We start from the raw sequence: 26,629 nt of genomic DNA, 5'->3' as shown, positions 1-26,629 counted from the left end.
TACCCCGAATGGGGCAGAACGAGACATATGAGGACAGTCGGCACCTCCTACTCGGCCGGGTCGATGCCCACCCGCAGCAGTCCGTACGTGAAGGCGTCCTCCAGGGCCTGCCAGGAGGCCGCGATGACGTTCTCGCCGACGCCGACGGTCGCCCACTCGCCGTTGCCGTCGCTGGTGGTGACCAGGACCCGGGTCGTGGACTCGGTGCCGTGCCGGCCTTCGAGGATGCGGACCTTGTAGTCGACCAGCTCGAACTTGGCGAGCTGCGGGTAGATCCGCTCCAGCGCGACCCGCATCGCCCGGTCGAGGGCGTTGACGGGGCCGTTGCCCTCGGCGGTGGCGACGATCCGCTCGCCCTTGGCCCACAGCTTCACGGTGGCCTCGTTGGCGTGGGTGCCGTCCGGGCGGTCCTCGACGATCGCGCGCCAGGACTCCGTACGGAAGTAGCGGCGCGGCCGGCCCTCCGCCTCCTCGCGGAGCAGCAGCTCGAAGGAGGCGTCGGCGGCCTCGTACGTGTAGCCCTTGAGCTCGCGCTCCTTGACCCGCTCGACGACCCGGGCGACCAGCGCGCGGTCGCCGCCCAGGTCGACGCCGAGCTCCTTGCCCTTCAGCTCGATGGAGGCGCGGCCCGCCATGTCGGAGACCAGCATCCGCATGGTGTTGCCGACCAGCTCGGGGTCGATGTGCTGGTAGAGGTCGGGGTCCACCTTGATGGCCGAGGCGTGCAGGCCCGCCTTGTGCGCGAAGGCGGAGACGCCGACGTACGGCTGGTGGGTGGAGGGGGTGAGGTTGACGACCTCGGCGATGGCGTGCGAGATCCGGGTCATCTCGGCGAGCGCGCCCTCGGGCAGCACCTGCTTGCCGTACTTGAGCTCCAGGGCCGCGACAACCGGGAACAGGTTGGCGTTGCCGACCCGCTCGCCGTAACCGTTGGCGGTGCACTGGACGTGGGTGGCACCGGCGTCCACGGCGGCGAGGGTGTTGGCCACGGCGCAGCCGGTGTCGTCCTGGGCGTGGATGCCGAGGCGGGCCCCGGTGTCGGCGAGGACGGTGGAGACGACGGCCTGGACCTGGGCGGGGAGCATGCCGCCGTTGGTGTCGCAGAGGATGACCACGTCGGCGCCGGCCTCGTGCGCGGTGCGCACCACGGCCTTGGCGTAGCCGGGGTTCTCCTTGTAGCCGTCGAAGAAGTGCTCGCAGTCGACGAAGACCCGGCGGCCCTGGGAGCGCAGGTGGGCGACGGTGTCGCGGACCATCTCCAGGTTCTCGTCGAGGGTGGTGCGCAGCGCCAGCTCGACGTGCCGGTCGTGCGACTTGGCGACGAGGGTGATCACCGGGGCGCCGGAGTCGAGCAGCGCCTTGACCTGCGGGTCCTCGGCGGCGTTGCCGCCGGCCCGGCGGGTGGCGCCGAAGGCGACGAGCTGCGCGTTCTTGAACGCGATCTCCTGGCGGGCGCGTGCGAAGAACTCGGTGTCGCGCGGGTTGGCACCGGGCCAGCCGCCCTCGATGAAGCCGACGCCGAAGTCGTCGAGGTGCCGTGCGATGGTCAGCTTGTCCGCGACCGTCAGGTTGATGCCCTCGCGCTGGGCTCCGTCGCGCAGCGTGGTGTCGAAGACATGGAAGCTGTCGTCGACGCGCCCGGCGCCCGGGCGCCCGCTCTCGCCGTTCTCCGTGGTCATGACTGTGTTGGCTCCTGTCGGATGTGGCTCCGGAAGGTCTGGATCCACTTGCCCCCATTCTCACGCGCTGTCCGCTTCCGGCGGAGGTGGGGCCGGAAAACGAAAAAACCCCTCGCGGGTGCGAGAGGTCTGCGCGCGGGTCTGGGGCACGGTGGCCGCCGCCGCGGGGGTTGGGGTCCCACGGTCAGCGGTCACTGCGGACCGGCGCGCTGCTGCCGATAATCATGGCGGTAGCAAGCACGCCGGCAGTCTGCCACACCCGCGCGCGGCGATGGACGCGGATCTCACGATGCGGAATCGACGGCGGCTTCCCTCGACCGTACGGGCGCGGCGGCTCCGGCCCCGCCCGTGGCGTCGCGGCCGACCCGGCCGAGGTCGATGTCCCGGGTCTCGCGCATGGTGACGTAGACGACCAGCGACACGGCGGCGCAGCCGGCGACGTACCAGTAGTAGCCGGACTCGACGCCCGCGTCCTTGAACCACAGCGCCACGTACTCGGCGGTGCCGCCGAACAGGGCGTTGGCGATCGCGTACGGCAGGGCGACGCCGAGCGCGCGGATGCCGGTCGGGAACAGCTCCGCCTTCACGCAGGCGTTGATCGAGGTGTAGCCGGTGACGACGACCAGGGCGAGCAGGGAGAGGCCGAGGGCCGGCCAGAAGGAGCCCGCGTGCCTGAGCATCGTCATGATCGGCACGGTGAGGAGGGTGGAGCCGACCGCGAAGGTGATGAGCAGCGGGCGGCGGCCGATCTTGTCGGAGAGCCGGCCGGCGAGCGGCTGGAGGCAGGCGAAGACGATCAGCGCGCAGAAGGAGACCAGGGTGGCGGTCTGCTTGGGCAGTCCGGCGGAGTTGGACAGGTACTTGGTGAGGTAGGTGGTGTACGTGTAGTAGGCCACCGTGCCGCCCATGGTGAGCGCGATGACGAGGAAGGCCTCGCGCCTGTGCGCCCACAGGGCCCTGACGGTGCCCTTGTCGCCGCTCGCGACGCCGGCGTCGGCGGTCTCCTCGTACACCTCCGTCTCCAGCATGCTGCGCCGCAGGTAGAAGACGACGGCCGCGCCGAGGGCGCCGACGATGAAGGGGATGCGCCAGCCCCAGCTGTGCAGGGCCTCGGCGGACATGGTCCGCTGGAGGACGATCTGCAGCCCGAGGCCGAGGATCTGGCCGGCCGTCATCGACACGTACTGGAAGCTGGAGGCGAAGCCCCGGTGCTTCGGGGCGGATGCCTCGGTGAGGTAGGTGGCGCTGGCGGCGTACTCGCCGCCGACGGAGAGGCCCTGGAGGAGGCGGGCGACGAGGAGGACCGCGGCGCCGCCGTATCCGGCGACGGCGTAGGTCGGGGCGACGGCGATGAGCAGCGCCGACGCGGACATCAGCGTGACGGTGAGGGTCAGGGCCGCCTTGCGGCCCTTGCGGTCACCGACCCGGCCGAGCAGCCAGCCGCCGACGGGGCGCATGAAGAAGCCGACGGCGAAGATGCCGGCCGTGTTCATGAGCTTGGCGGTGTCGTTGCCCTCGGGGAAGAACGCCCCCGCGAAGTAGGTCGCGAAGCTCGCGTAGACGAACCAGTCGAACCACTCGACCATGTTGCCGGCCGACCCGACCCAGATCTTCTTCCAGTGTTCTCGTCCCATGGCCCCGAACCGTGCCGGAGGCGGCCGGGCGGCAACAAGGGTGCACGGGACAACGATCAGGAGTACTTACGTGCCTAACGGTCACGGAAGCAGGGTTTCGGCGACGAACTCCCTTACATGAGCGAGGACTTGCTCACGCCCCGTGCCCGGGATGCCGACCGCCACGTGCACGCTGAAGCCGTCGAGCAGGGCGCGCATCCGGTGCGCGAAGCGGTCCGGGTCGACGGGCCGGAACTCGCCGCGCGAGACGCCTTCGGCGAGGATCGCGACGAGGTCGCGGTGCCAGGCGCCCTCGATGGCGGCCTGCCGGGTGCGGGCGTCGTCGTCGGCGTTCTGCGAGCGGTTCCACACCTCGAGCCAGAGCGTCCAGTGCGGGTCGCGCGGGCCGTCCGGCACGTACACGTCGACGTATCCGTCGAGCCGCTCCCGCGCGGTCCCGGGGGCGGAGAGCAGTGCGCTCCGCTCGGCCCCGAGCCGGCCCTCGCTCCACTCGAGCGTCTGCAGCAGCAGCTCGTCCTTGGTGCCGAAGTAGTAGAGCAGGTGCCCGCTGCTCATCCCGACCTGCCGTCCGAGCCCGGCCATGGTCAGTCCGTCGAGCCCGCGCTCGGCGATGGTGTCCATGGCCGCGGCGAGCACCTCCTCGCGGGGCGGGGCGGCCTGGTTGCGGCGGCGCGGGTGGGGCGCCGGGGTCGGGGTCGGGTCGCTGCTCTGACTCACTCGTACGTTCTACAGGATCAGCCGTTGTCCGGGATCACGCCGTCGGGCCCGCGCCCGAAGGCGTGCAGCATCACGTCGGCCAGATCGGCCTCGGGCAGCCGGGCGCGCAGCCCGGCGAGCACCGGCGGCAGGTCCTCGTCGTCGATCACGCCCAGGTGCTCCTGCCGCAGCTCGTGGATCATCTCGACGATCTCGGGCCGGAGCTCCATCCAGTCCCGGGAGGTACGGATCTCCCGGTCCACCGCGTCCATGAACCAGCGCACGACGTCGTACGGGATGTCCCGCTCGCTCCACCGCTCGGCGAACCAGACCGTGGGCTCCCGTGCCGGGTCCTCGTCGGGCACGATCCCGATCGCCAGCTGCCGCTGCCCCGCCACCTCGTCCAGCTCCACGTACCAGGCGTCGTCGGCGACGGAGTACAGGTAGGTCAGCGTGTAACGGCCGGAGGGGTGGATGCTCATGGCCGCACGCTGTCACACGGCGTGCGGCCACGACCAGCGGGTTTCTCAGACCGCCGGCTGCTGCTGGGTGATGCAGTGGATACCGCCCCCACCTGCGAAGATCTCGCGGGCGTCGACCAGGACCACCTCGCGCTCCGGGAAGAGGCGGCGGAAGATCTCCGCGGCGACCTCGTCGTGCGGGTCGTCGAAGGCGCAGAGCACGACGCCGCCGTTGCAGAGGTAGTGGTTGATGTACGAGTAGTCGACCCAGTCGCCCTCCTCGTCCTTGAGGACGGTCGGGGCCGGGACCTCGATGACCTCCAGGGGACGGCCCTGGGCGTCGGTCTGGCTGCGGAGGAGGTTGACGTAGAGGCGGGAGCGCTCGTAGTCGGGGTGGAGCGGGTTCTGCTGGCTGTGGACCAGGACGGTGCCGGGGCGGGCGAAGGCGGCGACGATGTCGACGTGGCCCTGGGTGCCGAACAGGCCGTAGTCGCCGGCCAGGCCGTGCGGGAGCCAGATCGCCTTGGTGGTGCCGAGCTTCGCGTGGATCTCGGCCTCGACCTCCTGGCGGTTCCACTCGGGGTTGCGGCCCGCGCCGAGCTGCACGGTGTCGGTGAGGAGTACGGTCCCCTCGCCGTCCACGTGGATCGCGCCGCCCTCGTTCACCAGGGCGCTGCTGAGCACCGGGACGCCCGCCGCGTCCGCCACGTGGCGGGCGATCTTGGAGTCGTGTTCCCAGCTGGCCCAGTCCTGGGCTCCCCAGCCGTTGAACACCCAGTCCACGGCGGCCAGCCGGCCCTCCTCGTCCTTCACGAAGGTGGGGCCGATGTCGCGCATCCAGGCGTCGTCCAGCTCGCGCTCCAGGATCTCGACGTCATCGCCGAGGAGGGCGCGGGCGGAGCCCGCCTCGCCGGGGGCGACCACCACCGTGACCGGCTCGAAGCGGCGTACGGCCCGGGCCACGGAGCCCCAGGCGGCACGCGACCGTGCCAGCTCCTCCTCGTTCGTGAACGTGGAGTTGTGGGTGGGCCAGGCCATCCAGGTGCGCTCGTGCGGCGTCCACTCGGCGGGCATGCGGTACGTCATGGGATCAGGTCCTAGCGGGATCAGAGGAAGTAGAGGCGGTTGAGGGAGACGGAGTCGGCCGCCTCGGAGCGGATCGGCGAGCCGTCCAGCGAGACGAGGCCGGTGTGGCCGTCGACCTGGACGTCTCCGATGCGCGAGTTGAGCAGCAGGTCGGCGGGGCCGATGCCGCGAGTGCCGCGCACGGGGACGCGACGGCGGCGGGTCGGCATGCGGTCGGAGCCGAGGTCGACGGCGGCCTGGGCGACGAACGCGACCGAGATGTCGGCGGCGGTCGCGCCGTGCCCGCCGAACAGCGGACCGAGGACGAGCGGTTCGCAGGTGTCGGTGGCCGCGTTCGGATCGCCCACGACCCCCCACGCGGGGAAGCCGGACTTCAGCACCAGCTGCGGCTTGGCGCCGAAGAACTCCGGCCGCCACAGCACGATGTCGGCCAGCTTGCCGACCTCGATCGAACCGATCTCGTGCGCGAGGCCGTGGGCGATCGCCGGGTTGATGGTGAGCTTGGCCATGTAGCGCAGGACGCGCGCGTTGTCGTCGTGCGCGCCGTCGCCCTCCATGGGGCCGAGCTCGGCCTTCATCTTCCCGGCCATGGCGAAGGTCCGGCGTACGGTCTCGCCGGCCCTTCCCATTCCCTGCGCGTCCGACGACGTGATGCCGATCGCGCCGAGGTCGTGCAGGACGTCCTCCGCGCCCATCGTTCCGGACCTGATCCGGTCGCGTGCCATGGCGGCGTCGCCGGGGAGGTCGGTCTTCAGGTCGTGGACGGAGACGATCATGCCGTAGTGCTCGGCGACCGCGTCACGGCCGAAGGGCAGCGTGGGGTTGGTGGAGGAGCCGATGACGTTCGGCACGCCCGCCATCTTGAGGACGTTCGGTACGTGTCCGCCGCCGCAGCCCTCGATGTGGAAGGCGTGGATCGTCCGGCCGTCGAGGACCTTCAGGGTGTCCTCGACGGACAGGCACTCGTTCAGGCCGTCGGAGTGCAGCGCCACCTGGACGTCGTACTCCTCGGCGACCCGCAGCGCGGTGTCGAGGGCCCGGGTGTGGGCGCCCATGTCCTCGTGGACCTTGAAGCCGGACGCGCCGCCCTCGGCGAGCGCCTCGACCAGCGGGGCCGGGTCGGAGGAGGAGCCGCGGCCGAGGAAGCCGATGTTGACCGGCCAGGCGTCGAAGGCGTTGAAGGCGTGGCGCAGGGCCCAGGGCGAGTTGACGCCGACGCCCCAGACGGGGCCGAACTCCTGGCCGATGACGGTCGTGACACCGCTGGCGAGGGACGCCTCCATGATGCGCGGCGACAGCAGGTGGACGTGGGTGTCGACGGCTCCTGCGGTGGCGATCAGGCCCTCGCCGGAGACGATCGAGGTGCCGGTGCCCACGACGACGTCGACGCCGTCGAGGGTGTCGGGGTTGCCGGCGCGGCCGATGGCGTGGATGCGGCCCTCGCGGATGCCGACGGACACCTTGCGGATGCCCTGGACGGCGTCGATCACGAGGACGTTGCTGATCACCACGTCGCAGGTCTCGCGGACGGCCGCGGCCTTCAGGTGGAGCCCGTCGCGGGCGGTCTTGCCGAAGCCGGCGAGGAACTCGTCGCCGGGCTTCTGGGAGTCGGACTCGACGCGCACGACGAGGCCGGAGTCACCGAGGACCACCCGGTCACCGGCGCGCGGGCCGTGCACGGAGGCGTACTCGTAGGGGTCCATCAGTCCTCCTCCTTCGGGGTCGCGAACGGCGCCGAGGACAGGTAGTCGGGGGTGGTGCCCGCGCCGAGATAACCGCAGGCCGCGGCCCGGTGGAGGGCCTCTTCCTTCGCCCCGGGGGCGTCCAGCGGGCCGTCGACGAGGCCCGCGAAGCCGATGGCGACCCGGGCGCCGCCGATGGGCACCAGGCCGACCTCGGCCTCGCCGCCCGGGTCGAAGCGGAAGGAGGCGCCGGCCGGGATCGCGAGCCGCATGCCGTAGGCGGCGGCGCGGTCGAAGTCGAGGCGCGGGTTGGCCTCGAAGAAGTGGAAGTGCGAGGTGACGCTGACCGGGACGGCGGCGGTGTTGCGGACGGTCAGCGTGACCGCCGGCGTGGTGTCCTCGTACGCGGGCCCGGGCAGCAGCGCGCCGGGCGCGTCCGCTCCGAGCGAGCCGCCGCCGATCGGGTCGGAGACGACGGCGAGCCGGGATCCGTCGTCGAAGACGGCCTCGACGTGGACCTCGGTGACGACGTCGGCGACGCCGGGCAGCACGTCCTCGGGTCCGAGGACGGAGCGGGCGGCCTCGATCGCCTCGGCGAGTCGCTTGCCGTCGCGGGCCGCCTCGCAGACCGTGTCCGCGATGAGGGCCGTCGCCTCGGGCACGTTGAGCCGAAGGCCGCGGGCCCGGCGGGCCCGGGCGAGCTCGGCGGCGCCGAAGATCAGCAGCCGGTCGCGCTCCGTGGGGGTCAGTCGCACTTCCGTACACCTCCTGTTTGAGTGACACTCTAAATGTTGGAGAGCCATCTTCCAAGCATTGACGTGGCCGACACGGATGGGTCACATTGGCTGACATTGAGCGTCACTCTAAAAACGTCGCTCGCGACGGATCCCCTCACGGCGGATCCCCCCTACCCCCCACTCCCCCGCCCCGCCCCCACCCCAGCCCCCGGGAGTCCCCATGGCGATAGAACAGCGCGGAGTCGACACCATCCCCGAGGTGGAACGCACCAGCGGTCCCCGCGACCTCGTCTCGATCCTGCTCGGCTCCAACCTCTGCCTCGGCGTGATCGTCTTCGGCTGGCTGCCGGTCTCCTTCGGCCTCGGCCTCTGGGCCTCGGTGACCTCCGTCGTCGCCGGCACCCTCGTCGGCGTCGCCGTCACCGCCCCGCTCGCGCTGATCTCGCTGCGCACCGCCACCAACCTCTCCACCTCGTCCGGCGCCTTCTTCGGCGTACGCGGCCGGCTCGTCGGCTCGGTCGTCGGCCTGCTGCTCTCGCTCGGCTACACCGCGCTGACCCTGTGGATCGGCGGCGACGTGATGGTCGGCACGCTGGAGCGCCTGGTCGGGCTGCCCACCGGGGGCGCGGCGCACGCCGCCGTGTACGCGCTGCTCGCCGCCCTCACCGTGGTCGGCGCGGTCTACGGCTACCGGCTGCTGCTCAAGCTGAGCCAGGCCCTGGCGATCGGCATGACCGTGCTGCTCGCGATCGGCCTCGTCGCGTACGCCGGTGACTTCACCGCCGCGCCCGTGGCGGACACGCCGTACCTGCTCGGCTCGTTCTGGCCGACCTGGCTGCTCTCGGCGGTCGCCGCCGGACTCAGCGGCCCGGTCGCCTTCATCACCCTGCTCGGCGACTACACCCGCTACATATCGCCGGAGAAGCACAGCCCGAAGAAGGTCTGGCGGGCCACCTGTCTCGGCCTGGTCGTCGGCCTGCTCGTGCCCCAGCTGTTCGGCACCTTCACCGCGCTCGCGGCCGGCGCCGGCGCCGACTACGCCGGACCGCTGGTCGCGGCCTCGCCGGTCTGGTACCTCGTCCCGCTGCTGCTCGCCGCCACCGCCGGCTCCGTCGGCAACGCCGGACTGATGCTCTACTCGATGGGCCTCGACCTCGACGCGATCCTGCCGAAGGCCACCCGGGCCCGCGCGACCCTGGTGGTCGCCGTCGTCGCCACGGCCTTCGTCTTCCTCGGCCACTTCGCCTCGGACGCGCAGACCGCGATGACCTCCTTCGTGCTGCTGCTCACCGCGATCGGCACGCCGTGGGCGGTCATCACCCTGATCGGGCACCGGCGGTGCGGCGGCACGTACGACGCGGAGGCGCTCCAGGTCTACAACCGGCGCTCGCGCGGCGGCGCCTACTGGTTCTCGGCCGGCTGGCACCCGCGTGCCACGTTCTCCTGGGTGATCGGCGCGGTCGTGGGCCTGGCCGCCGTCTCGACCCCGCTCTACGAGGGCCCGCTGCTCGCGCTCACCGGCGGCATCGACTGCAGCTTCGTGCTGTCCGGGATCGTGGGCGGCGTGCTGTACGCGGTGCTGACGCCGGCTCAGCGGGCCGCCGGCGACACGGAAACGCCCGGGACGGTGACCGTCCCGGGCGCCCTGGTGGACTCGGAGTCGTAGCTCCGGGGTCCGGGTCCTACCTGCCCAGCTCGTGCATCCAGCCGTGGACGTCCTCGGCCGTCCCGGTCTGGATGGCGAGCAGCGCCTCGCGCAGCTTCATCGTCACCTCGCCGGGCTCGCCGCCCGACTGCTGCCACTCGCCCCGGGCGGACTTGACCGTGCCGACCGGGGTGATGACGGCGGCGGTGCCGCAGGCGAAGACCTCGGTGAGCGAGCCGTTCTCGGTGTCGGCCTGCCACTGGTCGATGGAGACGCGGGCCTCCTCGGACTCGTAGCCGAGGTCCTTGGCGACCTGGAGCAGCGAGTCGCGGGTGATGCCCTCCAGGATGGAGCCGCTGAGGGTCGGGGTGACGATCTTGTCGCCGTACACGAAGTACAGGTTCATGCCGCCGAGTTCCTCGACCCACTTGTGCTCGACCGCGTCGAGGTAGCAGACCTGGTCGCAGCCCTTCTCCGCCGCCTCCGCCTGCGCGAGCAGCGAGGCGGCGTAGTTGCCGCCGGTCTTGGCGTCGCCCATGCCGCCGGGGACGGCGCGGACGCGGTCCTCGGAGGCCCAGATGGAGACGGGCTTGACGCCGCCGGGGAAGTACGGGCCGGCCGGCGAGGCGATGACGACGAAGAGGTACTCGTTGGCCGGGCGGACGCCCAGGCCGACCTCCGTCGCGATCATGAACGGGCGAAGGTAGAGCGAGGCCTCGCCGCCGTGCGCCGGGACCCAGGCCTCGTCCTGCCGGACCAGGACGTCGCAGGCCTCGATGAAGGTCTCGACCGGCAGCTCGGGCATGCCGAGCCGGTGCGCGGAGCGCTGGAAGCGGCGGGCGTTGGCGTCGGGGCGGAAGCTGGCGACGGAACCGTCGGGACGGCGGTAGGCCTTCAGGCCCTCGAAGATCTCCTGGGCGTAGTGCAGGACGTTGGTCGCCGGGTCGAGGGAGAGCGGGCCGTACGGCACGAGCTGGCCGTCGTGCCAGCCGCGGCCCTCGGTCCAGCGGATGGTGACCATGTGGTCGGTGAAGTGCCGGCCGAATCCCGGGTTGGCCAGGATCGCCTCGCGCTCCGCGTCGGACAGCGGGCTGGAGGAGGGCTTGAGCTCGATGGTGGGCGTCGTCATGGGTGCTTGTCCTTCACCGGTTGTGTGGGTCGGACCGCGCTCACGCCGCTCCGCAGCCACGCAAGTCACTGCTAGGACGTCCGAGCTTTCCCGCATGCCGCGGCCCCACGTTCGATTATCGCGCGTGGGGGCCGGTGCACGAAACGGTGTGTGCGCGGTCCAGGGTTCGATGGTGGCACCCCGCGACCGCACAGGTACAGCCGCCGGGTGCGAGGTGCGACCCGGCGGCTGGGTGAGAAGTCAGCGGCGGGTCAGCTCGCTACTCGTACCGCGAGCGCGTCGCCGATCTCGTCCGTGCTGCGGACCGCGTCACCGCGCTCGGTGAGGTCGGCGGCGACGGCCGCCTCGATCCGGGCGGCCTCGGACTCGTATCCGAGGTGCCGCAGGAGGAGGGCGACGGAGAGGACCGTGGCCGTCGGGTCGGCCTTGCCCTGGCCCGCGATGTCCGGCGCGGAGCCGTGGACCGGCTCGAACATGGACGGGAACTCACCGCTCGGGTTGATGTTGCCCGAGGCGGCGACGCCGATGCCGCCGGAGACGGCCGCGGCGAGGTCCGTGATGATGTCGCCGAAGAGGTTGTCGGTGACGATGACGTCGAAGCGGGCCGGGTCGGTGACGAGGAAGATCGTCGCGGCGTCGACGTGCAGGTAGTCGGTCGTGACCTCGGGGAACTCGGCCGCGACCTTGTTGAAGATGTTCGTCCACAGGTGGCCCGCGAAGGTCAGCACGTTGTTCTTGTGGACCAGCGTCAGCTTCTTGCGGGGGCGGGCCTGGGCGCGGGCGAAGGCGTCCCGGACCACGCGCTCGACACCGTAGGCCGTGTTGACGGAGACCTCGGTGGCGACCTCGTGCTCGGTGCCCTTGCGGATGGTGCCGCCGTTGCCGGTGTACGGGCCCTCGGTGCCCTCGCGGACCACGACGAAGTCGATGGCGGGCTGGCCGGCGAGCGGGGTCGCGACGCCGGGGAGCAGCTTCGAGGGGCGCAGGTTGACGTGGTGGTCGAACGCGAAGCGCAGCTTCAGCAGGAAGCCGCGCTCGAGGACGCCGGACGGGACCGACGGGTCGCCGATCGCGCCGAGCAGGATCGCGTCGTGCTGCTTGAGGGCGTCGAGGTCGGCGTCGGTGAGGGTCTCACCCGTGGCGTGGTAGCGCCTGGCGCCGAAGTCGTACTCCTTCGTCTCCAGCTTCACGTCCTGGGGAAGCGCGGCCGCGAGGACCTTCAGGCCCTGGGCCACGACCTCCTGGCCGATGCCGTCGCCGGGAATGACTGCGAGATTGATGCTGTGAGACATGTCGGCACCCTACTCTTCGTCCCATCGTCTGACACGCTGCGTCCACCATGTGGACGAACGGACAGGCGTACGAGGGGTCAGTGGCCGGTGGAGCCGCCGTTGTCACGGCGGTCGAGGGCGCGCTGGAGAGCGGCGGCGGCGTTCTTGCGGGCCTCGTCGCCGGAGTGGGGGGCGGAGTGGCGGACGCGGCGGGCGGTCTGAGCGGCCATGAGGGATCGACTCCTTGAGATCAGTGCTCCGGACGTGCGGGTGCGGAGTGGCGTGGTGATCGAAGGCGCCGGAAAGGGGCGGGGAGCGCCGCCGCAGGGGTTGCCTGCCTGGGGGCGTCGCGCTCGCGTCCGCCTGCGCTCGATGGAGCGGGACGTTCGGCTCCTACAAAGCTAGGCGAGAACCCCGCATCTGTCTCCACAATTACTCGGACTTCCTACTATCTGAGACGGCGATCAGGCCACCCGGCCGCGCAGCTCGCGGATCAGCGCCCGTACGGCAAGGGATTTCGCCAGCTCAGGGGTGGTGACATAGCCGACCGAGCGGGTGGGCCGGTCCGGTCCGAGATCGGTGATCTCCACCGAGGGCGGCGCTCCGGTGAGGGACAGTTCCGGCATCACGGCCATGCCGAAACCACTGCTCACCATCGAGAGCACCGCTCCGTCGTCCTCGGCCTGAACGGTCGCGGCCGGCAGCCACTCCTGGGCGGCCCACCAGTCGCGCGTGTACGAGGTGCAGTTCTCCGCCCAGTCGACCAGCGGCAGCGAGCGCGGCGCCGCGTGCCCGGCCGGGTGGACCAGCGCGTAGCCCTCCTCCAGGAGGACACCGCCGACGAGCGCGGGCGGCACGGGCGAGGTGGTGCCGATGGTCGCGATGCCGATGTCGGCCCGCCCGTCGAGGACCTCGCCGGCGGTGCCGCGCCCCACCTCCCGGACGATCCGCACCTCGGGCACCAGCTCCGGGTGACGAGCCGTCAGGCGGCCCAGCGCGCCCGGCAGCAGATGCAGGGCCGCGCTGCGGAAGGCGGCGATCCGCAGCGGCCCCGCGACGATCCCGCTCCCGTCTCCCGCAGCGGCGCCCCGCACCTCCGCCGCCATCACGTCCAGCAGCCGCAGCACCCGCCGGGCGTGCGCGAGCGCCCGCTCCCCGGCCACGGTCGGGGTCGCCCCGCTGCGGCCCCGGTCGAAGAGGACGGCCCCGAGCCTGCGCTCGCTCGCACGGACGGAGTGGGAGACTGCCGACTGCGTCATGCCGAGCGCGGCCGCGGCGGCCGAGAAGCCGCCCTCGCGCCCGACGGCGAGCAGGACGCGCAGTTCGTTCGGTGCCGGGTAGGGGTCGGTCATCTCGGCTTTCACCTCGGGCTATGAGCAGGATCGATGGATCGGCGGCTGCCATCGACGCAACCTACTGCCCGGCCGCCGGATTCCTTCCTACGGTCTGCGGCATGACGAACGAGACCATGATCACCGTCCAGCAGACCGCCCGCCCCAACGGCTTCCCCACACCCGTCCTCTTCGACTTCGTCGAGTCCCCGGTGCCCGCGCCCGAGCCGGGCACGGCCCTGGTCGAGAACCTGCTCTGGTCCGTGGACCCGTACCACCGCGAGGCGATGGACGGCGACTACCTGTGGACCCTGAACGCGCCCATGGAGGGCCGCACCCTCGGCCGGGTCCTCGACTCCCGGGACCCGGCGCTGCGTCCCGGCGACCTCGTGCTGCACCGCAAGGGCTGGCGGACCCACGCGCTGGTCACGCGCGCCGAGGTCCGCCCGGTGCCGGACCTCGGTCCGGGCGTCCCGCTCGCCGCGCACCTGAGCCTGCTGGGCGGCACGGGCCTCTCCGCGTACGTGGGCCTGACCCGGATCGCCCGGCTGCAGCCCGGCGAGGACCTGTTCGTCTCGGCGGCGGCCGGCGGGGTCGGCACGGCGGCCGGCCGCTTCGCCCGGCTGCTCGGCGCCGGGCGGCTCGTCGGCAGCGCGGGCTCGGCGCGGAAGGTCGCGCACCTCACCGAACGGATCGGCTTCGACGCGGCCTTCGACTACCACGACGGGCCGGTCGCCGACCTGCTCGCGAAGGCCGCTCCGGACGGTCTCGACGCGGTCCTCGACGGGGTGGGCGGCGACCACCTGGAGGCCTCGATCGCCTCCTTGCGCGAGTACGGCCGGATCGCCTGGGTCGGCGCGGTCGCCCAGTACCACTCCCTGGCCACTCCCCCGCCGGCCCCGCGCAACCTCTTCGAGCTGGTGGAGAAGAGCATCCGCCTGGAGGGCTTCCTCGTGCGGAACCACATGGACGCCCAGGAGGAGCTCTACGACTTCGCCGTGCCCCACCTCCGCTCGGGACGCCTGGAGCTCGACACCACGGTCGTCGAGGGCTTCGAGCACATCGTGACGGCGTTCCTGGGGATGCTGCGCGGCGAGAACATCGGGAAGATGCTGGTCGCCCGTCCCGGCCTGGACCGCTAGCTAGATTGCATTCCTACCTATGTAGTGATGGAATGCCGCCATGGCCGCAGACCGCAGATCCAGCTGGCTCAAGGGAGTCCTCGACCTGCTCGTCCTCTCCTGCCTGACCGACGGCGAGAGTTACGGGTACGAGATCGCCAAGGCGCTCGCCGCGGCGGGACTCGGCGAGATCAAGGGCGGAACGCTCTATCCCGTCCTGAACCGCCTGGAGGAGGCGGGGCTGGTGGCGGCCGAGTTCCGGGCCGCCGAACGCGGCCCGGGCCGGCGCTACTACCGCCTCACCGACGAGGGGCGGCGGCATCTCGCGGCCGAGAGCGAGGCCTGGCGCGAGTTCCACCGGGCCGTCACGAACACGCTGCACACAGGGGGAAGCACGACATGACCGGCGACACCGGCGACACCGGCTACTTCGACGAGCTGGCCGCGGCGCTGCGCGCGGCCGGCGTGCCCGGGGAACAGATCGCGGACACCGTCGCCGATCTGCGCGGGCACGTCGCGGAGACGGGGACGGCCCCGGAGGAGGAGTTCGGCCCGGCCGAGCGGTTCGCCGCCCAACTGGGCGGCCTCGCGCCCGTGCCCGGCGAGCCGGACGCGGCGGCGGAGCACTGGACCTGGACCGCGGACCTCTTCAACGACCGCAGGATGCTGGCGGTCCACGGCGACCAGGGCTGGGAGGTCGAGTCGCTGGACGCGCTCGGGCGGTTCGTCTGCCGGCGGGCGCCGGGCGCGGCCCTGCGCTGGGAGTACCGCCGCGAGCTGATCGGCGGCCGCCGCCGCGGCAAGGTCCTCGACGAACTCTCGCCCGAGGGCTGGGAGCTGTGCGGGGAGTGGCTGGTGTACGGCTACTTCAAGCGCCCGAAGGCGGCGACGGCCGGGCCCGGCGGCGCGCTCGACCTCCTCCCGGAGGCGCCCCGCCGGTGGCTGTTCCTCAGCCGCCGGGGGAAGGTGGTCCTCGCCGCGTGGGCGGCGTTGGTGCTGGCCGCGACGACGGCGTCGTTCGTGGGCGCGCTGGGACTCCCCGGGCTCGCGCTGACGCTGGGCCTCGGCTCGATGGTCTCGGCCCTGTACGCGGCCCACCTGGAGGCGGCCGGGGGCCGGGTGCAGCAGAAGCCCTGACGGCGGCCGGCCCGCCCCGACCGACCCGCAAGCCCCTGACGCCACGTCACATCACGTCGCCGTTCCGCCAGTCGAAGACGAGCGGGTCGGCGGGGTCCGGAAGCGGGTGCCAGGCGGCCGGAAGGAGGTAGGTGGAGCCCTCCTCGTCGGGAAGCCTTACGATCCCGTCCGGGCTCAGCGTCTCGATCCGCCCTTCCCAGACCCGCCAGCCGCAGGCCGTGTAGAGCGCGGCCCCGTCGTCGGAGGCGGAGAGCGCCCCGAACGCGTACGCCCCGTCGATCACCCGCTCCAGCTCCACCATCACCGCACCCCCGAGCCCCTGGCGCCGCACGTCGGCCCGGACGGCGACGCCTTCCACGTACCCGACGCGGTACGAGCGCCCCCGGTGCAGCACACGCCGCTGGGCGACGGCCCCGTGCGCGACGAGGCTGCCCCGGTCGTCCTCGACCAAGACGTGGACGCCACCGAGGGTGTGGTCCCAGTCGTCGTCCTCGAAGTCGCCCTCGAAGGCGGTGTCGAGAAGGTCCCGGACGGCGCGGAGACAGTCGGCGCCGAGTTCATGGGTGGGTGCGGTCCACAGCTTCACGCCCCCAGTCTCACACCCTTCCATGCCTAACCCCCAATATTTTATTGACAGGTTAGGCAGGGAGCGCTTGACTCTCCTCATAACCACTCATCATCGAGTAAGGGGTTAGAGGCAATGTCCGTGCTCCCGGTCCACCACCGCACCGTCACCGTCCGCGGCCACGAGATCCACTACCGGGAGGCGGGCCCCGCCGGCGCGCCCGTGCTGCTCCTGCTGCACGGCTTCCCGACCAGCTCGCACATGTTCCGGGACCTGATGCCGCGGCTCTCCGGGACCTACCGCCTGATCGCCCCCGACCACCTGGGCTTCGGCCGCAGCGCCGCGCCCGACGCCGCCGACTTCGACTACACCTTCGCCGCGCTGGCCGCGCTCACCGACGCGTTCACCCGCGCCCTGGGCCTCGACCGGTTCGCCCTCTACATCCAGGACTACGGCGCCCCCATCGGCCTGCGCCTCGCCCTCGCCCACCCCGAGCGGATCACCGCGATCATCAGCCAGAACGGCAACGCCTACGAGGAGGGCCTCGGCGCGGAGGCCTGGGCACCCGTCCTCGCCCTGATCGCCGAGCGCACCCCCGAGACGGAGGCGGCCGTCCGCGCCATCCGCTCCCTCGACGGCATCCGGTGGCAGTACGAGACGGGCGTGCCCGCCGAGTACCGGGAGCTGCTCAGCCCCGACGCCTGGCACCACGACGCCGCCCTGATGGCCCGTCCGGGCCAGGACGAGATCCAGACCCGCCTGATCGCGGACTACGGCTCCAACTTCGCCCTCTACCCCGCCTTCCACGAGTACTTCCGCAGCTCCCGGGTCCCGCTCCTCGCCGTCTGGGGCGAGGGCGACGAGGTCTTCGTCCCGGCCGGCGCCGAGGCCTTCCGCCGTGACCTCCCGGACGCCGAGATCCACCTGCTGCCGACGGGTCACTTCGCCCTGGAGACCCACGCTCCGCTGATCGCCGAGCTCGTCGGCGACTTCCTGAAGCGCCGGGCCGGCGCATGAGAACCGCCCCCGTCCTCAGTTGGGGGACCGAGGAGGGGGGCGGTGATCAGGGTCGCCGCCGCGAGGCGGCGCGGGGGCGTCAGCCCATGTGCGGGTAGCCGTACTCCGTCGGCGGCACCAGCGTCTCCTTGATGGCGCGGGTCAGCGTCCAGCGCATCAGGTTCTGCGGGGCGCCCGCCTTGTCGTTGGTGCCGGAGGCGCGGCCGCCGCCGAAGGGCTGCTGGCCGACGACGGCGCCGGTCGACTTGTCGTTGATGTAGAAGTTGCCCGCGGCGAAGCGGAGCTTCTCCATCGTGTACGCGGCGGCGGCGCGGTCGCCCGCGATGACCGAGCCGGTGAGGGCGTAGTCGGAGACGGACTCCATCTGGGTCAGCATCTCGTCGTACTTCTCGTCGTCGTAGACGTACACCGCGAGGATCGGGCCGAAGTACTCGGTCGTGAAGACCTCGTTCTCCGGGTCGGTGCACTCGATGACGGTCGGGCGGACGAACCAGCCCTCGGAGTCGTCGTACGTGCCGCCGGCGACGATCGTGCACGAGGCGTCCGCCTTGGCGCGGTCGATCGCGGCCTTGTTCTTGGCGAAGGCACGCTCGTCGATGACGGCGCCGATGAAGTTCGACAGGTCGGTGACGTCACCCATCTTGATGCCGTCGACCTCGGCCGCGAACTCCTCCTTGAAGCCGTCGTTCCAGATGGAGGCCGGGATGTACGCCCGCGAGGACGCGGAGCACTTCTGGCCCTGGAACTCGAAGGAGCCGCGGGTCAGCGCGGTCTTCAGGACGGCGCGGTCGGCGCTCGGGTGGGCGACGACGAAGTCCTTGCCACCGGTCTCGCCGACGATCCGCGGGTAGGAGCGGTACTTCTCGATGTTGTTGCCGACCGTCTTCCACAGGTGCTGGAAGGTCTTGGTCGAGCCGGTGAAGTGGATGCCCGCCAGGTCGGGGTGGTTCAGGGCCACCTCGGAGACGGCGATGCCGTCGCCGGTCACCAGGTTGATGACGCCCTTCGGCAGGCCGGCCTCCTCCAGGAGCTCCATGAGGAGCACGGCGGAGTGGGTCTGGGTCGGGGACGGCTTCCAGACCACGACGTTGCCCATGAGGGCGGGGGCGGTGGGCAGGTTGCCCGCGATGGCCGTGAAGTTGAACGGCGTGATCGCGTAGACGAAGCCCTCCAGCGGGCGGTGGTCCAGACGGTTCCAGACGCCCGGGGAGTTGGCCGGCGGCTGCTCGGCCAGGATCTGGCGGGCGTACGCCACGTTGAAGCGCCAGAAGTCGACGAGCTCACACGGGGTGTCGATCTCGGCCTGCTGGGCGGTCTTCGACTGGCCGAGCATGGTGGAGGCGGCCAGCGTCTCGCGCCACGGGCCGGCGAGCAGCTCGGCGGCGCGCAGGATGATCGCGGCGCGGTCGTCGAAGGACATCGCGCGCCAGGCCGGGGCGGCGGCCAGGGCGGCGTCGATCGCGTCCTGGGCGTCCTGCTGCGTGGCGCCGCGGAAGGTGCCGATGACGGCCTTGTGGTTGTGCGGCTGGACGACCTTGAATTCCTCGCCGCCGCCCATGCGCTTCTCGCCGCCGATGGTCATCGGCAGGTCGCGCGGGTTGTCGGCCAGCTCCTTGAGCTTGGCCTCCAGACGGGTGCGCTCGGCGGAGCCGGGGGCGTAGCCGTGCACCGGCTCGTTGACGGGAGTGGGGACCTGGGTCACAGCGTCCATGGTTCGCGGAACTCCTTCTGAGGGGTGTGGGGCTCAGCCCTTGGTGAGGATCGAGCGGACGAAGAAGAGGAGGTTGGCCGGCTTCTCCGCGAGGCGGCGCATGAAGTAGCCGTACCAGTCGGTGCCGTAGGCCGTGTAGACGCGCATCCGGTGGCCCTCGGCCGCGAGCCGGTTCTGCTCCTCGGTGCGGATGCCGTAGAGCATCTGGAACTCGTACTCGTCCAGCTTGCGCCCGGCGCGGCGGGCGAGCTCCTGGCCGACGGCAATGAGCCGCGGGTCGTGGGACCCGATCATCGGGTAGCCCTCGCCCTCCATGAGGATCTTCATGATCCGGACGTACGCCTTGTCGATCTCGGCCTTGTCCTGGAGGGCGACGGACGCGGGCTCCTTGTAGGCACCCTTCACGATCCGCACGCGCGAGCCGTTGGCGGCGAGGCGGCGGGCGTCCTCCTCGGTGCGGAAGAGGTACGCCTGGATGACGCAGCCGGTCTGCGGGAAGTCCTTCCGCAGCTCCTCGTGGATGGCGAACATCGAGTCGAGGGTGGTGTGGTCCTCGGCGTCGAGGGTGACCGTGGTGCCGATCTCGGCGGCGGCCGCGACGACCGGGCGCACGTTGGAGAGGGCCAGCTCGTGGCCGTTCTCCAGGGACTGCCCGAACATCGACAGCTTGACCGACATCTCGGCGCGGGCACCGAGGCCCAGCTCCTTGAGGCGGCCGATCAGCTCCAGGTAGGCGTCCCGGGCGGCGTAGGACTGCTCGACGGTGGTGATGTCCTCACCGACGACGTCGAGGGTGACCTCCAGACCGCGGGCGGCCAGGTCCTGCACGATCGGGACGACGTCGTTCACCGTCTCGCCGGCGATGAAACGCGCCACGACCTGCTTGGTCCCGGGGGCGGCCGACACGAAACGGCGCATCTTGTCGCTGCGCGACGCGGCGAGGATCACGGGACCCAGCACGGGGACCTCCAGAGGGCAGGGTGACGAAAGGTGCCGTACCCGGTCTTTCGGAACCAACCGGGAACAGCACGGATAACCACCGTGAAACCTAAGGATCGCTCCGATCGTCCGCCATCTACAGCTGTCACGCATCCGTGGCCCCGCTCTCAGACATCTGTCTGAAGGAACGGCCGGATCGGTGCGAGAATGGCGGCGTGAAGGGCGATTACCAGGAGCTGGTCGACGAGATCTCGGCGCTGCTCGGCACTCCGGCGACCCTGGAGAACCGCGACTTCGGGCTGATCGCCTTCGGCGCGCACGACAGCGGCAGCGATTTCGACGAAACGACCCTGGACCCGGTCCGCACGCGCTCCATCCTGACCAGGAAGTCGACCCCGGCGGTGCGGTCCTGGTTCGAGGGCTTCGGCATCACCCGGGCGACCGGCCCGGTGCGCATCCCGGCGGCCCCGGACGCGGGCGTGTTCCGGGCCCGGATCTGCCTGCCCGTACGCCATCGGGGCGTGGTCCTCGGATACGTCTGGCTGCTCGACGCCGAGCCGGGGCCCTCGCACGAGCGGCTGAGCGCCGCCATGGACGTCGCCGCGCGGATCGGCGAGCTGCTCGCCGACGAGGAGCGCGCCGGGGCGGACCTCTCCCGCGAGCTGCGCGCCACCCTGACGGCGGAACGCGGCTGGCAGTACGACATGGCCGTCGCCGCCCTGCGCACCGCCCTCGGCCCGGACGCCGACGGCCTGCACGCGCTGGTCTGCCTCGCGCCCTGGCCCGGCGAGGACGCCCCGTCCCCGCGCGCGGTCCCGGCGGCGGCGGCCCTGTGCGCCGTGCCGTGGCGACCGCCGGCCACGCCGGGCGCCCCGCCCACGGGCGGCGCCGACCCGAGCCGGGGCGCGGCCCGACGCCGGGGCGCGGGCACGGGCTCCGGCTCGGGTACGGGTACGGCGCACGTGGCCGGTGCGGGGGCGGGCTCCGCCTCGGTGACCGGTACGGGCGCGGGCTCCGGGCGAGGCGCGGGCCCGTTGGCCGGTGCGGGCGCGGGTCCGGCTTCGGCGTTCCCCGCCGGTCCGTACGCTTCCGGCCCGTACGCTTCCGGCCCGGCCCCGTACGCCCCGGGTGCCGTCCCCTCCGAGGGCGGCGCGCCCCGCGCGCTCGCGGTGCTCGTGCGGCTGCGGTCGGGCGACAACCTCTCCCCCGCCACCACCGCGGCCGGCCGGCTGCGCGACGCCGCGGGTCCGGCAGCCGTCGCCGGGATCGCCTCGCCCCGCCGCGGGCTCGCGGACCTCGACGCGTCCTGGCACGAGGCCTCGTCCGCCGCCCGCGCGGCGACCGCCCAGCCGCACCTGGGTCCGCTCGCGGAGTGGGCCGCCCTCGGCCCGTACCGGATGCTCACCGCACTGCCCCCGGCCGAGCCGGACCCGGCCGTACGCGCCCTGCTCGCCCCGGCCCACGCCGAACTGGCCCGCACGGCCGAGGTGTTCCTCGACCACGCGGGCCAGGCGGGCCGCACGGCCACCGCTCTGGGCATCCACCGCCAGACCCTGTACTACCGCCTCTCCCGCGTCGAACAGCTCACCGGCCTCGACCTCGACGCGGGCGAGGACCGGCTGCTGCTGCACATGGCGCTGAAGGCGGCGAAGCTGTAGGCCGCGGATCCGCCGGCCGCGGTCGGCTCAGCGCCATTCGAGGAGCAGGCTCTGCCCGTTCAGGGCCTCGGCCGGCACCTTCGCGGACGGCGCGCCCGGCGCCGTTCCCGCCACCCGGAAGCCGCGGAAACCCGCGTACGGATCACCCGGCGGGTGCTCGACGAGGAGGAAGCGGCTGCCGTCCGGGGAGACGACGAGCCCCTCGTTCCCTCCGCCGCCGGCCGCCGGCAGGGCGGGCCCGGGCGCGGCACCCGGCGCGGTGCCGAAGGTCCTGAACGTGCCCGCCCGCGTGCGGCACAGCAGCCGGTCGGGGCCCGTCCAGCCGACCGCGTGCAGGCACTCCCCCAGGCTCTCGGCCCGCTCGGCGGCGGCGCCCGTCAGCGCCGTGGACCGCGCCGGGACGTCGAGCAGCACCTGGCCGAGGTCCTCCGCCGACGCCGTCGTCCGGCGCCCGTCCGGCGACACGTGCACCATCTCCGCCTGGACGGCGCGGGGCGGCCCGTCCAGCACGACGAGCGGCAGGTTCGCGGCGGCGGCCGGACCCTCGTCGCGCAGGGCGGCGCTGCCGGTCACGGCGCGACTGCCGATGCGGGCGCGGCCGTCGGGCGTCTCGTAGGTGAACCAGACGCGGCTCCCGTCGGGCGCGAAGACGGCGTTCTGCTCCCGTCGGCCGGCCCCGGCCTGCCCGCCCCGGGCGGTGAGGTCGGTCAGCCCCTTCTCGTCCACGAAGCCGACGTGCGTCCCCTTCCCGTCCGCAGTCCGCAGGACCACGGCCATCCTGGTGAAGTCCCGGTCGAAGACGGCGCGCACACGCGGCACGACGCGCTCCAGGGCGTCGGACGTGTACACGGCGTCCGAGGGGTTCTCCCGGCAGAGGTCGAACAGCGGCGTCAGCACCGCCTCCCGGCCCGGCTCCTGCCAGAAGACGACGGACGCGGGGACGTCGAACAGCCGCTCCGCGACCGGCTTCCAGCCGTCCGGATCCCACGACCGGACGCTGACGGCCGTGAACCGGCCGCCCTTCATGCAGTCCGCGGACACCACCCGGTCCCGCCCCCAGGGTCCGGGCGCGGGCCGGGGCGAGGGGCTGTACGAGGGGGTGCGGGCGGTGTCCGGGGCGCGGCCCTGGTCCTCCCGGCTGCATCCCGCGAGGGTGAGGAGGGCGGCGACGGCCGCGAGGACCGCCCTGACGCGTGTCGACGGCATGCGGTCATCCTCCCGAAGCGGAGACGTCGGCCGCGCGTCCCTCACGCCAGGCCCGGCAGCCGGCGTCCTCCGGCACGTCGTGGCAGGGCACCCACTGCTCCGCGTCCGGCTTGGACGCGTTCATGATCCAGAGCTGCTCGGGCCGGGCCGGGGTCGCCTCCGCGGCGAACGGCTTCTCGCCGTCCTTGAGCGTCACCGTGCCGAACCCCTGGTACGCGTCACGGTACTTGGCCTTGATCTCCCAGGTGCAGGACTGCCCGCGGGTGAGTGCCTCGACCCGGAGCCCGCCGGGCGAGGCGCCGCCGCCCAGGTCGATCTTCCTCACTCCGAAGTAGGGCGCGCCCTGGTCGTCCCCCTCGTCGGTGATGACCGGAGTGGCGCCCGGAGTCGTCAGGTCGAACAGCACGCCCTCGTACGCGGCGCCGCCCTGGGACTGCCAGACGACGACCGTCTTCGCGGTGGGCGCGTGGCAGGAGACGTTGACGGCCTCCATGGAGGTGATCGTCAGCTGGGCCTGCCGCTTGCTGAACAGATTGAGGTGGAGGGCGGTCGCGTCGGCCCCGGTGTACTTGATGGCCAGGTCGGTGCGCTTCTCGAAGGCGGACGGATACCGGACGGTGCGCCCGCCGAGCGAGAGGAGGTAGGCCCGGGCCTTCTCCGGGTCCCTCCTGGCGGCGAGCCCCCGTCGTTCCGCCTCGGTCAGGGGCCGGTCGAGGGCGACCTTCCAGCCCTGGGGCGGGGTCTGGTCGTAGTCGACGCCGACGGTGAACGGCGCCTCCTGCTTGTCCAGCGCGTCCTGTGCCTCCTGCTCCGACTTGGTCACGGCCGGCTGGGACATGACCTGCCATAACGTGGCCGCCACGGCCGCGACCACGGCGAGGCCGACACCGACGGCCACGCGGACGCCGATCGTCCGCCGCCGCTTGGCGGCCGACAGGTGGAGGGTGTTCGGCACCAGGGATTCGGCGACGAGGGCACCGACGGACGGCTCGGGCGGTGGCGCGGGCGCTGCTGCGGGCGCGGAGGCCGACGCGGGAGGAGCGGACGTGGGCGCCGGTGCGGGAGGAGCGGACGCCGGTACGGGCGCCGGTGCGGGCGCCTCGGACGGTGCCGGAGCGGAAGCAGGTGCGGGCGCCGGCGCCGACGCCGGCGCGCCCGCGGGCGTCCGGTCCGGCGGTGCCGGCGCCGACGGTATCGGTGCCGGGTCCGGGTCCGGCGGAGTTCCCTGCGGTGGCGTCGCCGGCATGCGGGGCCTCTCTGTCGACGGGTCGGGGACGAGGAGCGTTGACGCCCCTCACCCTAGACAAACGCCTGGGCAACTCCCGAGGGTCTCCCGGGGGTTGACTCAGTCCCGCTCCCCCATCAGCACCCTGAGGCCTGCGGTGAGGTCGTCCGCCGTCGGGGCCGTGTCCGGGTCGACGACCCACTGGATCATCACCCCGGTCGCGAGGGCCTGGAGGAGCAGACCCGCCACCCGGGCCTTCTCGGGCTCCGCCTCCGGGTCGATGCCGATCATGCCCTCGGCCATGCCGAGCCGGCCTTCCCGCTGCGGCTCCTTGATCGCCTCGCGGAGCTTCTCGTCGTCGTCGAGACGGGTGACGACCTCGGTCTGCAGCTTCCACACGGGGCGGCTGGCCTCGGCGGCTCCGATCAGCGGCTCCCAGACGGCGCGGAAGCGCTCGTACGGATCGCCGGGAAGGCTCTCGACCCCCTCGGCGTCGGCCCCGCCGACCCGCTCGCCCCACTCCTCCGTCAGCGCCAGGAAGGCCTGCTGGAGCAGGGCGTCCTTGGAGCCGTAGTGGTAGCCGATGGAGGCGAGGTTGGTGCCGGAGGCGGCCACCACGTCACGAGCGGTGGTGCGGGCGTAGCCCTTCTCCAGGAGGCAGCGCTTGGCGCCCTCCAGCAGGTCTTCCTTGTGTCCCATGACAGCACTGTACCCGGCCGATAGACGACCGTGTAAGACGGACGTCTATCGACCGGGTACGAGGCTGGAGCGGACCGGGTCAGACCAGGTTGACGGAGCGGGCCGAGGCCGCGCCGATCTCCTCGGCGATCTCCGAGAGCACGTTGGCCGGGACGGTCTCGTCGACGGTCAGCACGACCAGCGCCTCGCCGCCCTCGTTCGTCCGGGAGACCTGCATGCCCGCGATGTTCAGACCGGCCTCGCCGAGGATCCGGCCGACCGTGCCGACGACACCCGGACGGTCCTCGTAGCGCAGCACCGCCATGTGGTCGGCGAGCGCGAGGTCCACGTCGTAGTCGCCGACCGCGACGATCTTCTGCAGGTGCTTCGGGCCCGCGAGCGTGCCGGAGACCGAGACCTCCTGGCCGCTGGCCAGCGTGCCGCGCACGGTGACCATGTTGCGGTGGTCGGGCGACTCGGAGCTGGTGGTCAGACGCACCTCGACGCCGCGCTCCTGCGCGAACAGCGGGGCGTTGACGTACGACACGGTCTCGTCGACCACGTCCTCGAACACGCCCTTGAGCGCGGAGAGTTCGAGCACCTTCACGTCGTGCTGGGTGATCTCGCCGTACACCTCGACGTCGAGACGGGCCGCGACCTCGCCGGCCAGGGCCGTGAAGATCCGGCCGAGCTTCTCGGCCAGCGGCAGACCCGGCTTCACGTCCTCGGCGATGACACCGCCCTGGACGTTGACCGCGTCCGGGACCAGCTCGCCCGCGAGCGCCAGGCGCACCGAACGGGCGACCGCGATACCGGCCTTCTCCTGGGCCTCGTCCGTGGAGGCGCCCAGGTGCGGGGTGCAGACGACCTGGTCGAGCTCGAAGAGCGGGGAGTCCGTGCAGGGCTCCTTCGCGTACACGTCGAGGCCCGCGCCGGCGACCCGGCCCTCCTTGAGCGCCGAGTACAGCGCGGCCTCGTCCACGATCCCGCCGCGCGCGGCGTTGACGATCCGGACGGACGGCTTGACCTTGTGCAGCGCCTCGTCGCCGATGAGACCGAGGGTCTCCGGCGTCTTGGGCAGGTGGACGGTGATGAAGTCGGCGACCTCGAGCAGCTCGTCCAGGGCCAGCAGCTTCACGCCCATCTGGGCGGCGCGGGCCGGCTGCACGTAGGGGTCGTAGGCGACGATCTTCATGCCGAAGGCGGACATGCGCTGGGCGACCAGGACACCGATGCGGCCGAGGCCGACGACGCCGAGGGTCTTCTCGCTGAGCTCGACGCCCGTGTACTTCGAGCGCTTCCACTCGCCGTTCTTCAGCGCGGTGTTGGCCTGCGGGATGTTGCGCGCGGTGGCGACGAGCAGACCGCAGGCGAGCTCGGCGGCGGTGACGATGTTGGAGGTCGGGGCGTTCACGACCATCACGCCGGCCTTGGTGGCGGCGGAGACGTCCACGTTGTCCAGGCCGACACCGGCGCGGGCGACGACCCGGAGCTTCTTCGCGGCGGCGATGGCCTCCGCGTCGACCTTCGTCGCCGAGCGGATCAGGATGGCGTCGACGTCGGCGATCGCGGGGAGCAGCTCGGCGCGGTCGGCGCCGTTGCAGTGCCGGATCTCGAAGTCCGGGCCCAGTGCGTCGACGGTGGCGGGCGACAGCTCTTCAGCGATGAGTACGACGGGTTTCGAGCTCACGTGAGTCCTCACAAAGGCAGTGCGGACGGCCGTCCCGACGGCCGCAGCGGTGGAGGGGGCTTGCCGCGTGAAAGCGCACGACGCTGTGGGCCAGACGCGATGTTGTTGAGCAGTGTAGTGGTGCGTCGACACGAGTCGTACGCCTCGATGGAAGGATCACCCGTCCGTGGTTGGACGGGGTGTCCAAGGATGTGGCGCGGGGGCGGGCCCGCGGTGCGGGCCCCCCCCCCCAGGGGTTATCCGCCACCGCGGTTAACCCCCACAAAAAATATGGCCGCACCAATTCCGGGGGGTTCAACGGGTGGGTATAGGGCAAGGTGTTTTTATAGTT

At 72.1% G+C, this 26,629-nt stretch carries 24 protein-coding genes; 6 read left to right on the top strand and 18 right to left on the bottom strand.

The window, feature by feature from the left end:
• Positions 1–47 precede the first annotated feature (47 nt).
• From cimA to ureA, 7 genes are all read right to left on the bottom strand, one after another.
• Entirely contained in the window at positions 48–1,679 is a 1,632-nt protein-coding gene (gene cimA, locus ACFVGS_RS15010; protein ID WP_385692681.1) for a citramalate synthase, read from the bottom strand.
• 284 nt (positions 1,680–1,963) lie between these two features.
• On the bottom strand, positions 1,964–3,313 hold the full coding sequence (locus ACFVGS_RS15005) for an MFS transporter (RefSeq protein WP_385692680.1): 1,350 nt from the start codon (positions 3,311–3,313) through the stop codon (positions 1,964–1,966).
• A gap of 81 nt (positions 3,314–3,394) precedes the next feature.
• Positions 3,395–3,934 carry a TetR/AcrR family transcriptional regulator gene (locus ACFVGS_RS15000; RefSeq protein WP_384417036.1) on the bottom strand — a complete coding sequence of 180 codons (540 nt, stop codon included), beginning with the start codon at positions 3,932–3,934 and terminating at the stop codon, positions 3,395–3,397.
• Positions 3,935–4,047: 113 nt separating this feature from the next.
• Entirely contained in the window at positions 4,048–4,491 is a 444-nt protein-coding gene (locus ACFVGS_RS14995) for a hypothetical protein (RefSeq protein WP_384416900.1), read from the bottom strand.
• Positions 4,492–4,536: 45 nt separating this feature from the next.
• Complete coding sequence (locus ACFVGS_RS14990; protein WP_385692679.1) at positions 4,537–5,556, bottom strand: agmatine/peptidylarginine deiminase; 1,020 nt, start codon at positions 5,554–5,556, stop codon at positions 4,537–4,539.
• Positions 5,557–5,576: 20 nt separating this feature from the next.
• Entirely contained in the window at positions 5,577–7,259 is a 1,683-nt protein-coding gene (locus tag ACFVGS_RS14985) for an urease subunit alpha (protein ID WP_385692678.1), read from the bottom strand.
• Positions 7,259–7,993 (bottom strand): urease subunit gamma, encoded by a 735-nt coding sequence (gene ureA / locus ACFVGS_RS14980; RefSeq protein WP_384416891.1) that lies wholly within the window; start codon positions 7,991–7,993, stop codon positions 7,259–7,261. Before ureA ends, ACFVGS_RS14985 begins: the two co-directional genes overlap by 1 nt.
• Before the next feature lie 202 nt (positions 7,994–8,195).
• On the opposite strand from ureA, the gene ACFVGS_RS14975 reads away from it, so the two are divergent.
• Positions 8,196–9,641 (top strand): cytosine permease, encoded by a 1,446-nt coding sequence (locus ACFVGS_RS14975; protein WP_384416889.1) that lies wholly within the window; start codon positions 8,196–8,198, stop codon positions 9,639–9,641.
• 16 nt (positions 9,642–9,657) lie between these two features.
• On the opposite strand, the gene ACFVGS_RS14970 is transcribed toward ACFVGS_RS14975, so the two are convergent.
• The 4 genes from ACFVGS_RS14970 to ACFVGS_RS14955 all read right to left on the bottom strand — a co-directional run bounded on the left by ACFVGS_RS14970 (position 9,658) and on the right by ACFVGS_RS14955 (position 13,372).
• Positions 9,658–10,749 carry a branched-chain amino acid aminotransferase gene (locus ACFVGS_RS14970; RefSeq protein WP_384416886.1) on the bottom strand — a complete coding sequence of 364 codons (1,092 nt, stop codon included), beginning with the start codon at positions 10,747–10,749 and terminating at the stop codon, positions 9,658–9,660.
• 251 nt (positions 10,750–11,000) lie between these two features.
• Positions 11,001–12,041, bottom strand: a complete 1,041-nt coding sequence (locus ACFVGS_RS14965; RefSeq protein WP_385692677.1) for a 3-isopropylmalate dehydrogenase — start codon at positions 12,039–12,041, stop codon at positions 11,001–11,003.
• Positions 12,042–12,118: 77 nt separating this feature from the next.
• The gene (locus tag ACFVGS_RS14960; protein ID WP_384416880.1) at positions 12,119–12,250 is read right to left on the bottom strand and encodes a hypothetical protein; all 132 of its coding nucleotides are present in this window, start codon (positions 12,248–12,250) and stop codon (positions 12,119–12,121) included.
• A 234-nt stretch (positions 12,251–12,484) separates the two neighbouring features.
• Complete coding sequence (locus ACFVGS_RS14955) at positions 12,485–13,372, bottom strand: LysR family transcriptional regulator (protein ID WP_385692676.1); 888 nt, start codon at positions 13,370–13,372, stop codon at positions 12,485–12,487.
• Between the two features lie 101 nt (positions 13,373–13,473).
• Between ACFVGS_RS14955 and ACFVGS_RS14950 the strand changes: the two genes are divergently transcribed.
• The 3 genes from ACFVGS_RS14950 to ACFVGS_RS14940 are packed head-to-tail and all read left to right on the top strand — an operon-like array spanning position 13,474 to position 15,609.
• Positions 13,474–14,493, top strand: coding sequence for a zinc-binding dehydrogenase (locus ACFVGS_RS14950; RefSeq protein WP_385692675.1), 1,020 nt, complete (start codon positions 13,474–13,476; stop codon positions 14,491–14,493).
• A 40-nt stretch (positions 14,494–14,533) separates the two neighbouring features.
• Positions 14,534–14,875 carry a PadR family transcriptional regulator gene (locus ACFVGS_RS14945; protein WP_384416871.1) on the top strand — a complete coding sequence of 114 codons (342 nt, stop codon included), beginning with the start codon at positions 14,534–14,536 and terminating at the stop codon, positions 14,873–14,875.
• The gene (locus ACFVGS_RS14940) at positions 14,872–15,609 is read left to right on the top strand and encodes a hypothetical protein (protein WP_385692674.1); all 738 of its coding nucleotides are present in this window, start codon (positions 14,872–14,874) and stop codon (positions 15,607–15,609) included. The genes ACFVGS_RS14945 and ACFVGS_RS14940 overlap by 4 nt, the downstream gene beginning before the upstream one ends.
• A 46-nt stretch (positions 15,610–15,655) precedes the next feature.
• Here the strand turns inward: ACFVGS_RS14940 and ACFVGS_RS14935 are convergent, their stop codons facing one another.
• Entirely contained in the window at positions 15,656–16,219 is a 564-nt protein-coding gene (locus tag ACFVGS_RS14935) for a GNAT family N-acetyltransferase (RefSeq protein ID WP_385692673.1), read from the bottom strand.
• 90 nt (positions 16,220–16,309) lie between these two features.
• On the opposite strand from ACFVGS_RS14935, the gene ACFVGS_RS14930 reads away from it, so the two are divergent.
• Positions 16,310–17,191 (top strand): alpha/beta fold hydrolase, encoded by an 882-nt coding sequence (locus ACFVGS_RS14930; RefSeq protein ID WP_385692672.1) that lies wholly within the window; start codon positions 16,310–16,312, stop codon positions 17,189–17,191.
• A gap of 79 nt (positions 17,192–17,270) precedes the next feature.
• On the opposite strand, the gene pruA is transcribed toward ACFVGS_RS14930, so the two are convergent.
• A complete protein-coding gene (gene pruA, locus ACFVGS_RS14925) occupies positions 17,271–18,902 on the bottom strand; it encodes an L-glutamate gamma-semialdehyde dehydrogenase (protein ID WP_384416859.1) in 1,632 nt (543 codons plus the stop codon).
• A 33-nt stretch (positions 18,903–18,935) separates the two neighbouring features.
• Entirely contained in the window at positions 18,936–19,862 is a 927-nt protein-coding gene (locus ACFVGS_RS14920) for a proline dehydrogenase family protein (RefSeq protein ID WP_384416856.1), read from the bottom strand.
• A 194-nt stretch (positions 19,863–20,056) separates the two neighbouring features.
• On the opposite strand from ACFVGS_RS14920, the gene ACFVGS_RS14915 reads away from it, so the two are divergent.
• Positions 20,057–21,499 (top strand): PucR family transcriptional regulator, encoded by a 1,443-nt coding sequence (locus ACFVGS_RS14915; protein WP_385692671.1) that lies wholly within the window; start codon positions 20,057–20,059, stop codon positions 21,497–21,499.
• Between the two features lie 27 nt (positions 21,500–21,526).
• Here the strand turns inward: ACFVGS_RS14915 and ACFVGS_RS14910 are convergent, their stop codons facing one another.
• The 4 genes from ACFVGS_RS14910 to serA form a co-directional block, all read right to left on the bottom strand.
• Positions 21,527–22,705 carry a hypothetical protein gene (locus ACFVGS_RS14910; protein ID WP_385692670.1) on the bottom strand — a complete coding sequence of 393 codons (1,179 nt, stop codon included), beginning with the start codon at positions 22,703–22,705 and terminating at the stop codon, positions 21,527–21,529.
• A gap of 4 nt (positions 22,706–22,709) precedes the next feature.
• Positions 22,710–23,660: a hypothetical protein gene (locus tag ACFVGS_RS14905; protein ID WP_385692669.1), complete on the bottom strand. Its 951-nt coding sequence runs from the start codon at positions 23,658–23,660 to the stop codon at positions 22,710–22,712.
• 390 nt (positions 23,661–24,050) lie between these two features.
• Positions 24,051–24,629 (bottom strand): TetR/AcrR family transcriptional regulator, encoded by a 579-nt coding sequence (locus ACFVGS_RS14900; RefSeq protein ID WP_385692668.1) that lies wholly within the window; start codon positions 24,627–24,629, stop codon positions 24,051–24,053.
• Positions 24,630–24,708: 79 nt separating this feature from the next.
• Complete coding sequence (gene serA, locus ACFVGS_RS14895; RefSeq protein ID WP_384416841.1) at positions 24,709–26,298, bottom strand: phosphoglycerate dehydrogenase; 1,590 nt, start codon at positions 26,296–26,298, stop codon at positions 24,709–24,711.
• Positions 26,299–26,629: the final 331 nt, after the last annotated feature.

It is taken from the genome of Streptomyces sp. NPDC127114 (genome assembly GCF_042677525.1).
GTDB lineage: Bacteria > Actinomycetota > Actinomycetes > Streptomycetales > Streptomycetaceae > Streptomyces.
Note: the sequence above shows the minus strand (reverse complement) of the source record. Positions and strands in the feature narration are given on the sequence as shown.

Excerpts from the sequence above, each read along its gene's own strand:
- cimA (WP_385692681.1), bottom strand. The coding sequence starts at position 1,679 with ATGACCACGGAGAACGGCGAGAGCGGGCGCCCGGGCGCCGGGCGCGTC.
- ACFVGS_RS15005 (WP_385692680.1), bottom strand. The coding sequence starts at position 3,313 with ATGGGACGAGAACACTGGAAGAAGATCTGGGTCGGGTCGGCCGGCAAC.
- ACFVGS_RS15000 (WP_384417036.1), bottom strand. The coding sequence starts at position 3,934 with ATGGACACCATCGCCGAGCGCGGGCTCGACGGACTGACCATGGCCGGG.
- ACFVGS_RS14995 (WP_384416900.1), bottom strand. The coding sequence starts at position 4,491 with ATGAGCATCCACCCCTCCGGCCGTTACACGCTGACCTACCTGTACTCC.
- ACFVGS_RS14990 (WP_385692679.1), bottom strand. The coding sequence starts at position 5,556 with ATGACGTACCGCATGCCCGCCGAGTGGACGCCGCACGAGCGCACCTGG.
- ACFVGS_RS14985 (WP_385692678.1), bottom strand. The coding sequence starts at position 7,259 with ATGGACCCCTACGAGTACGCCTCCGTGCACGGCCCGCGCGCCGGTGAC.
- ACFVGS_RS14975 (WP_384416889.1), top strand. The coding sequence starts at position 8,196 with ATGGCGATAGAACAGCGCGGAGTCGACACCATCCCCGAGGTGGAACGC.
- ACFVGS_RS14970 (WP_384416886.1), bottom strand. The coding sequence starts at position 10,749 with ATGACGACGCCCACCATCGAGCTCAAGCCCTCCTCCAGCCCGCTGTCC.
- ACFVGS_RS14965 (WP_385692677.1), bottom strand. The coding sequence starts at position 12,041 with ATGTCTCACAGCATCAATCTCGCAGTCATTCCCGGCGACGGCATCGGC.
- ACFVGS_RS14960 (WP_384416880.1), bottom strand. The coding sequence starts at position 12,250 with ATGGCCGCTCAGACCGCCCGCCGCGTCCGCCACTCCGCCCCCCACTCC.
- ACFVGS_RS14955 (WP_385692676.1), bottom strand. The coding sequence starts at position 13,372 with ATGACCGACCCCTACCCGGCACCGAACGAACTGCGCGTCCTGCTCGCC.
- ACFVGS_RS14950 (WP_385692675.1), top strand. The coding sequence starts at position 13,474 with ATGACGAACGAGACCATGATCACCGTCCAGCAGACCGCCCGCCCCAAC.
- ACFVGS_RS14945 (WP_384416871.1), top strand. The coding sequence starts at position 14,534 with ATGGCCGCAGACCGCAGATCCAGCTGGCTCAAGGGAGTCCTCGACCTG.
- ACFVGS_RS14940 (WP_385692674.1), top strand. The coding sequence starts at position 14,872 with ATGACCGGCGACACCGGCGACACCGGCTACTTCGACGAGCTGGCCGCG.
- ACFVGS_RS14935 (WP_385692673.1), bottom strand. The coding sequence starts at position 16,219 with ATGGAAGGGTGTGAGACTGGGGGCGTGAAGCTGTGGACCGCACCCACC.
- ACFVGS_RS14930 (WP_385692672.1), top strand. The coding sequence starts at position 16,310 with ATGTCCGTGCTCCCGGTCCACCACCGCACCGTCACCGTCCGCGGCCAC.
- pruA (WP_384416859.1), bottom strand. The coding sequence starts at position 18,902 with ATGGACGCTGTGACCCAGGTCCCCACTCCCGTCAACGAGCCGGTGCAC.
- ACFVGS_RS14910 (WP_385692670.1), bottom strand. The coding sequence starts at position 22,705 with ATGCCGTCGACACGCGTCAGGGCGGTCCTCGCGGCCGTCGCCGCCCTC.
- ACFVGS_RS14900 (WP_385692668.1), bottom strand. The coding sequence starts at position 24,629 with ATGGGACACAAGGAAGACCTGCTGGAGGGCGCCAAGCGCTGCCTCCTG.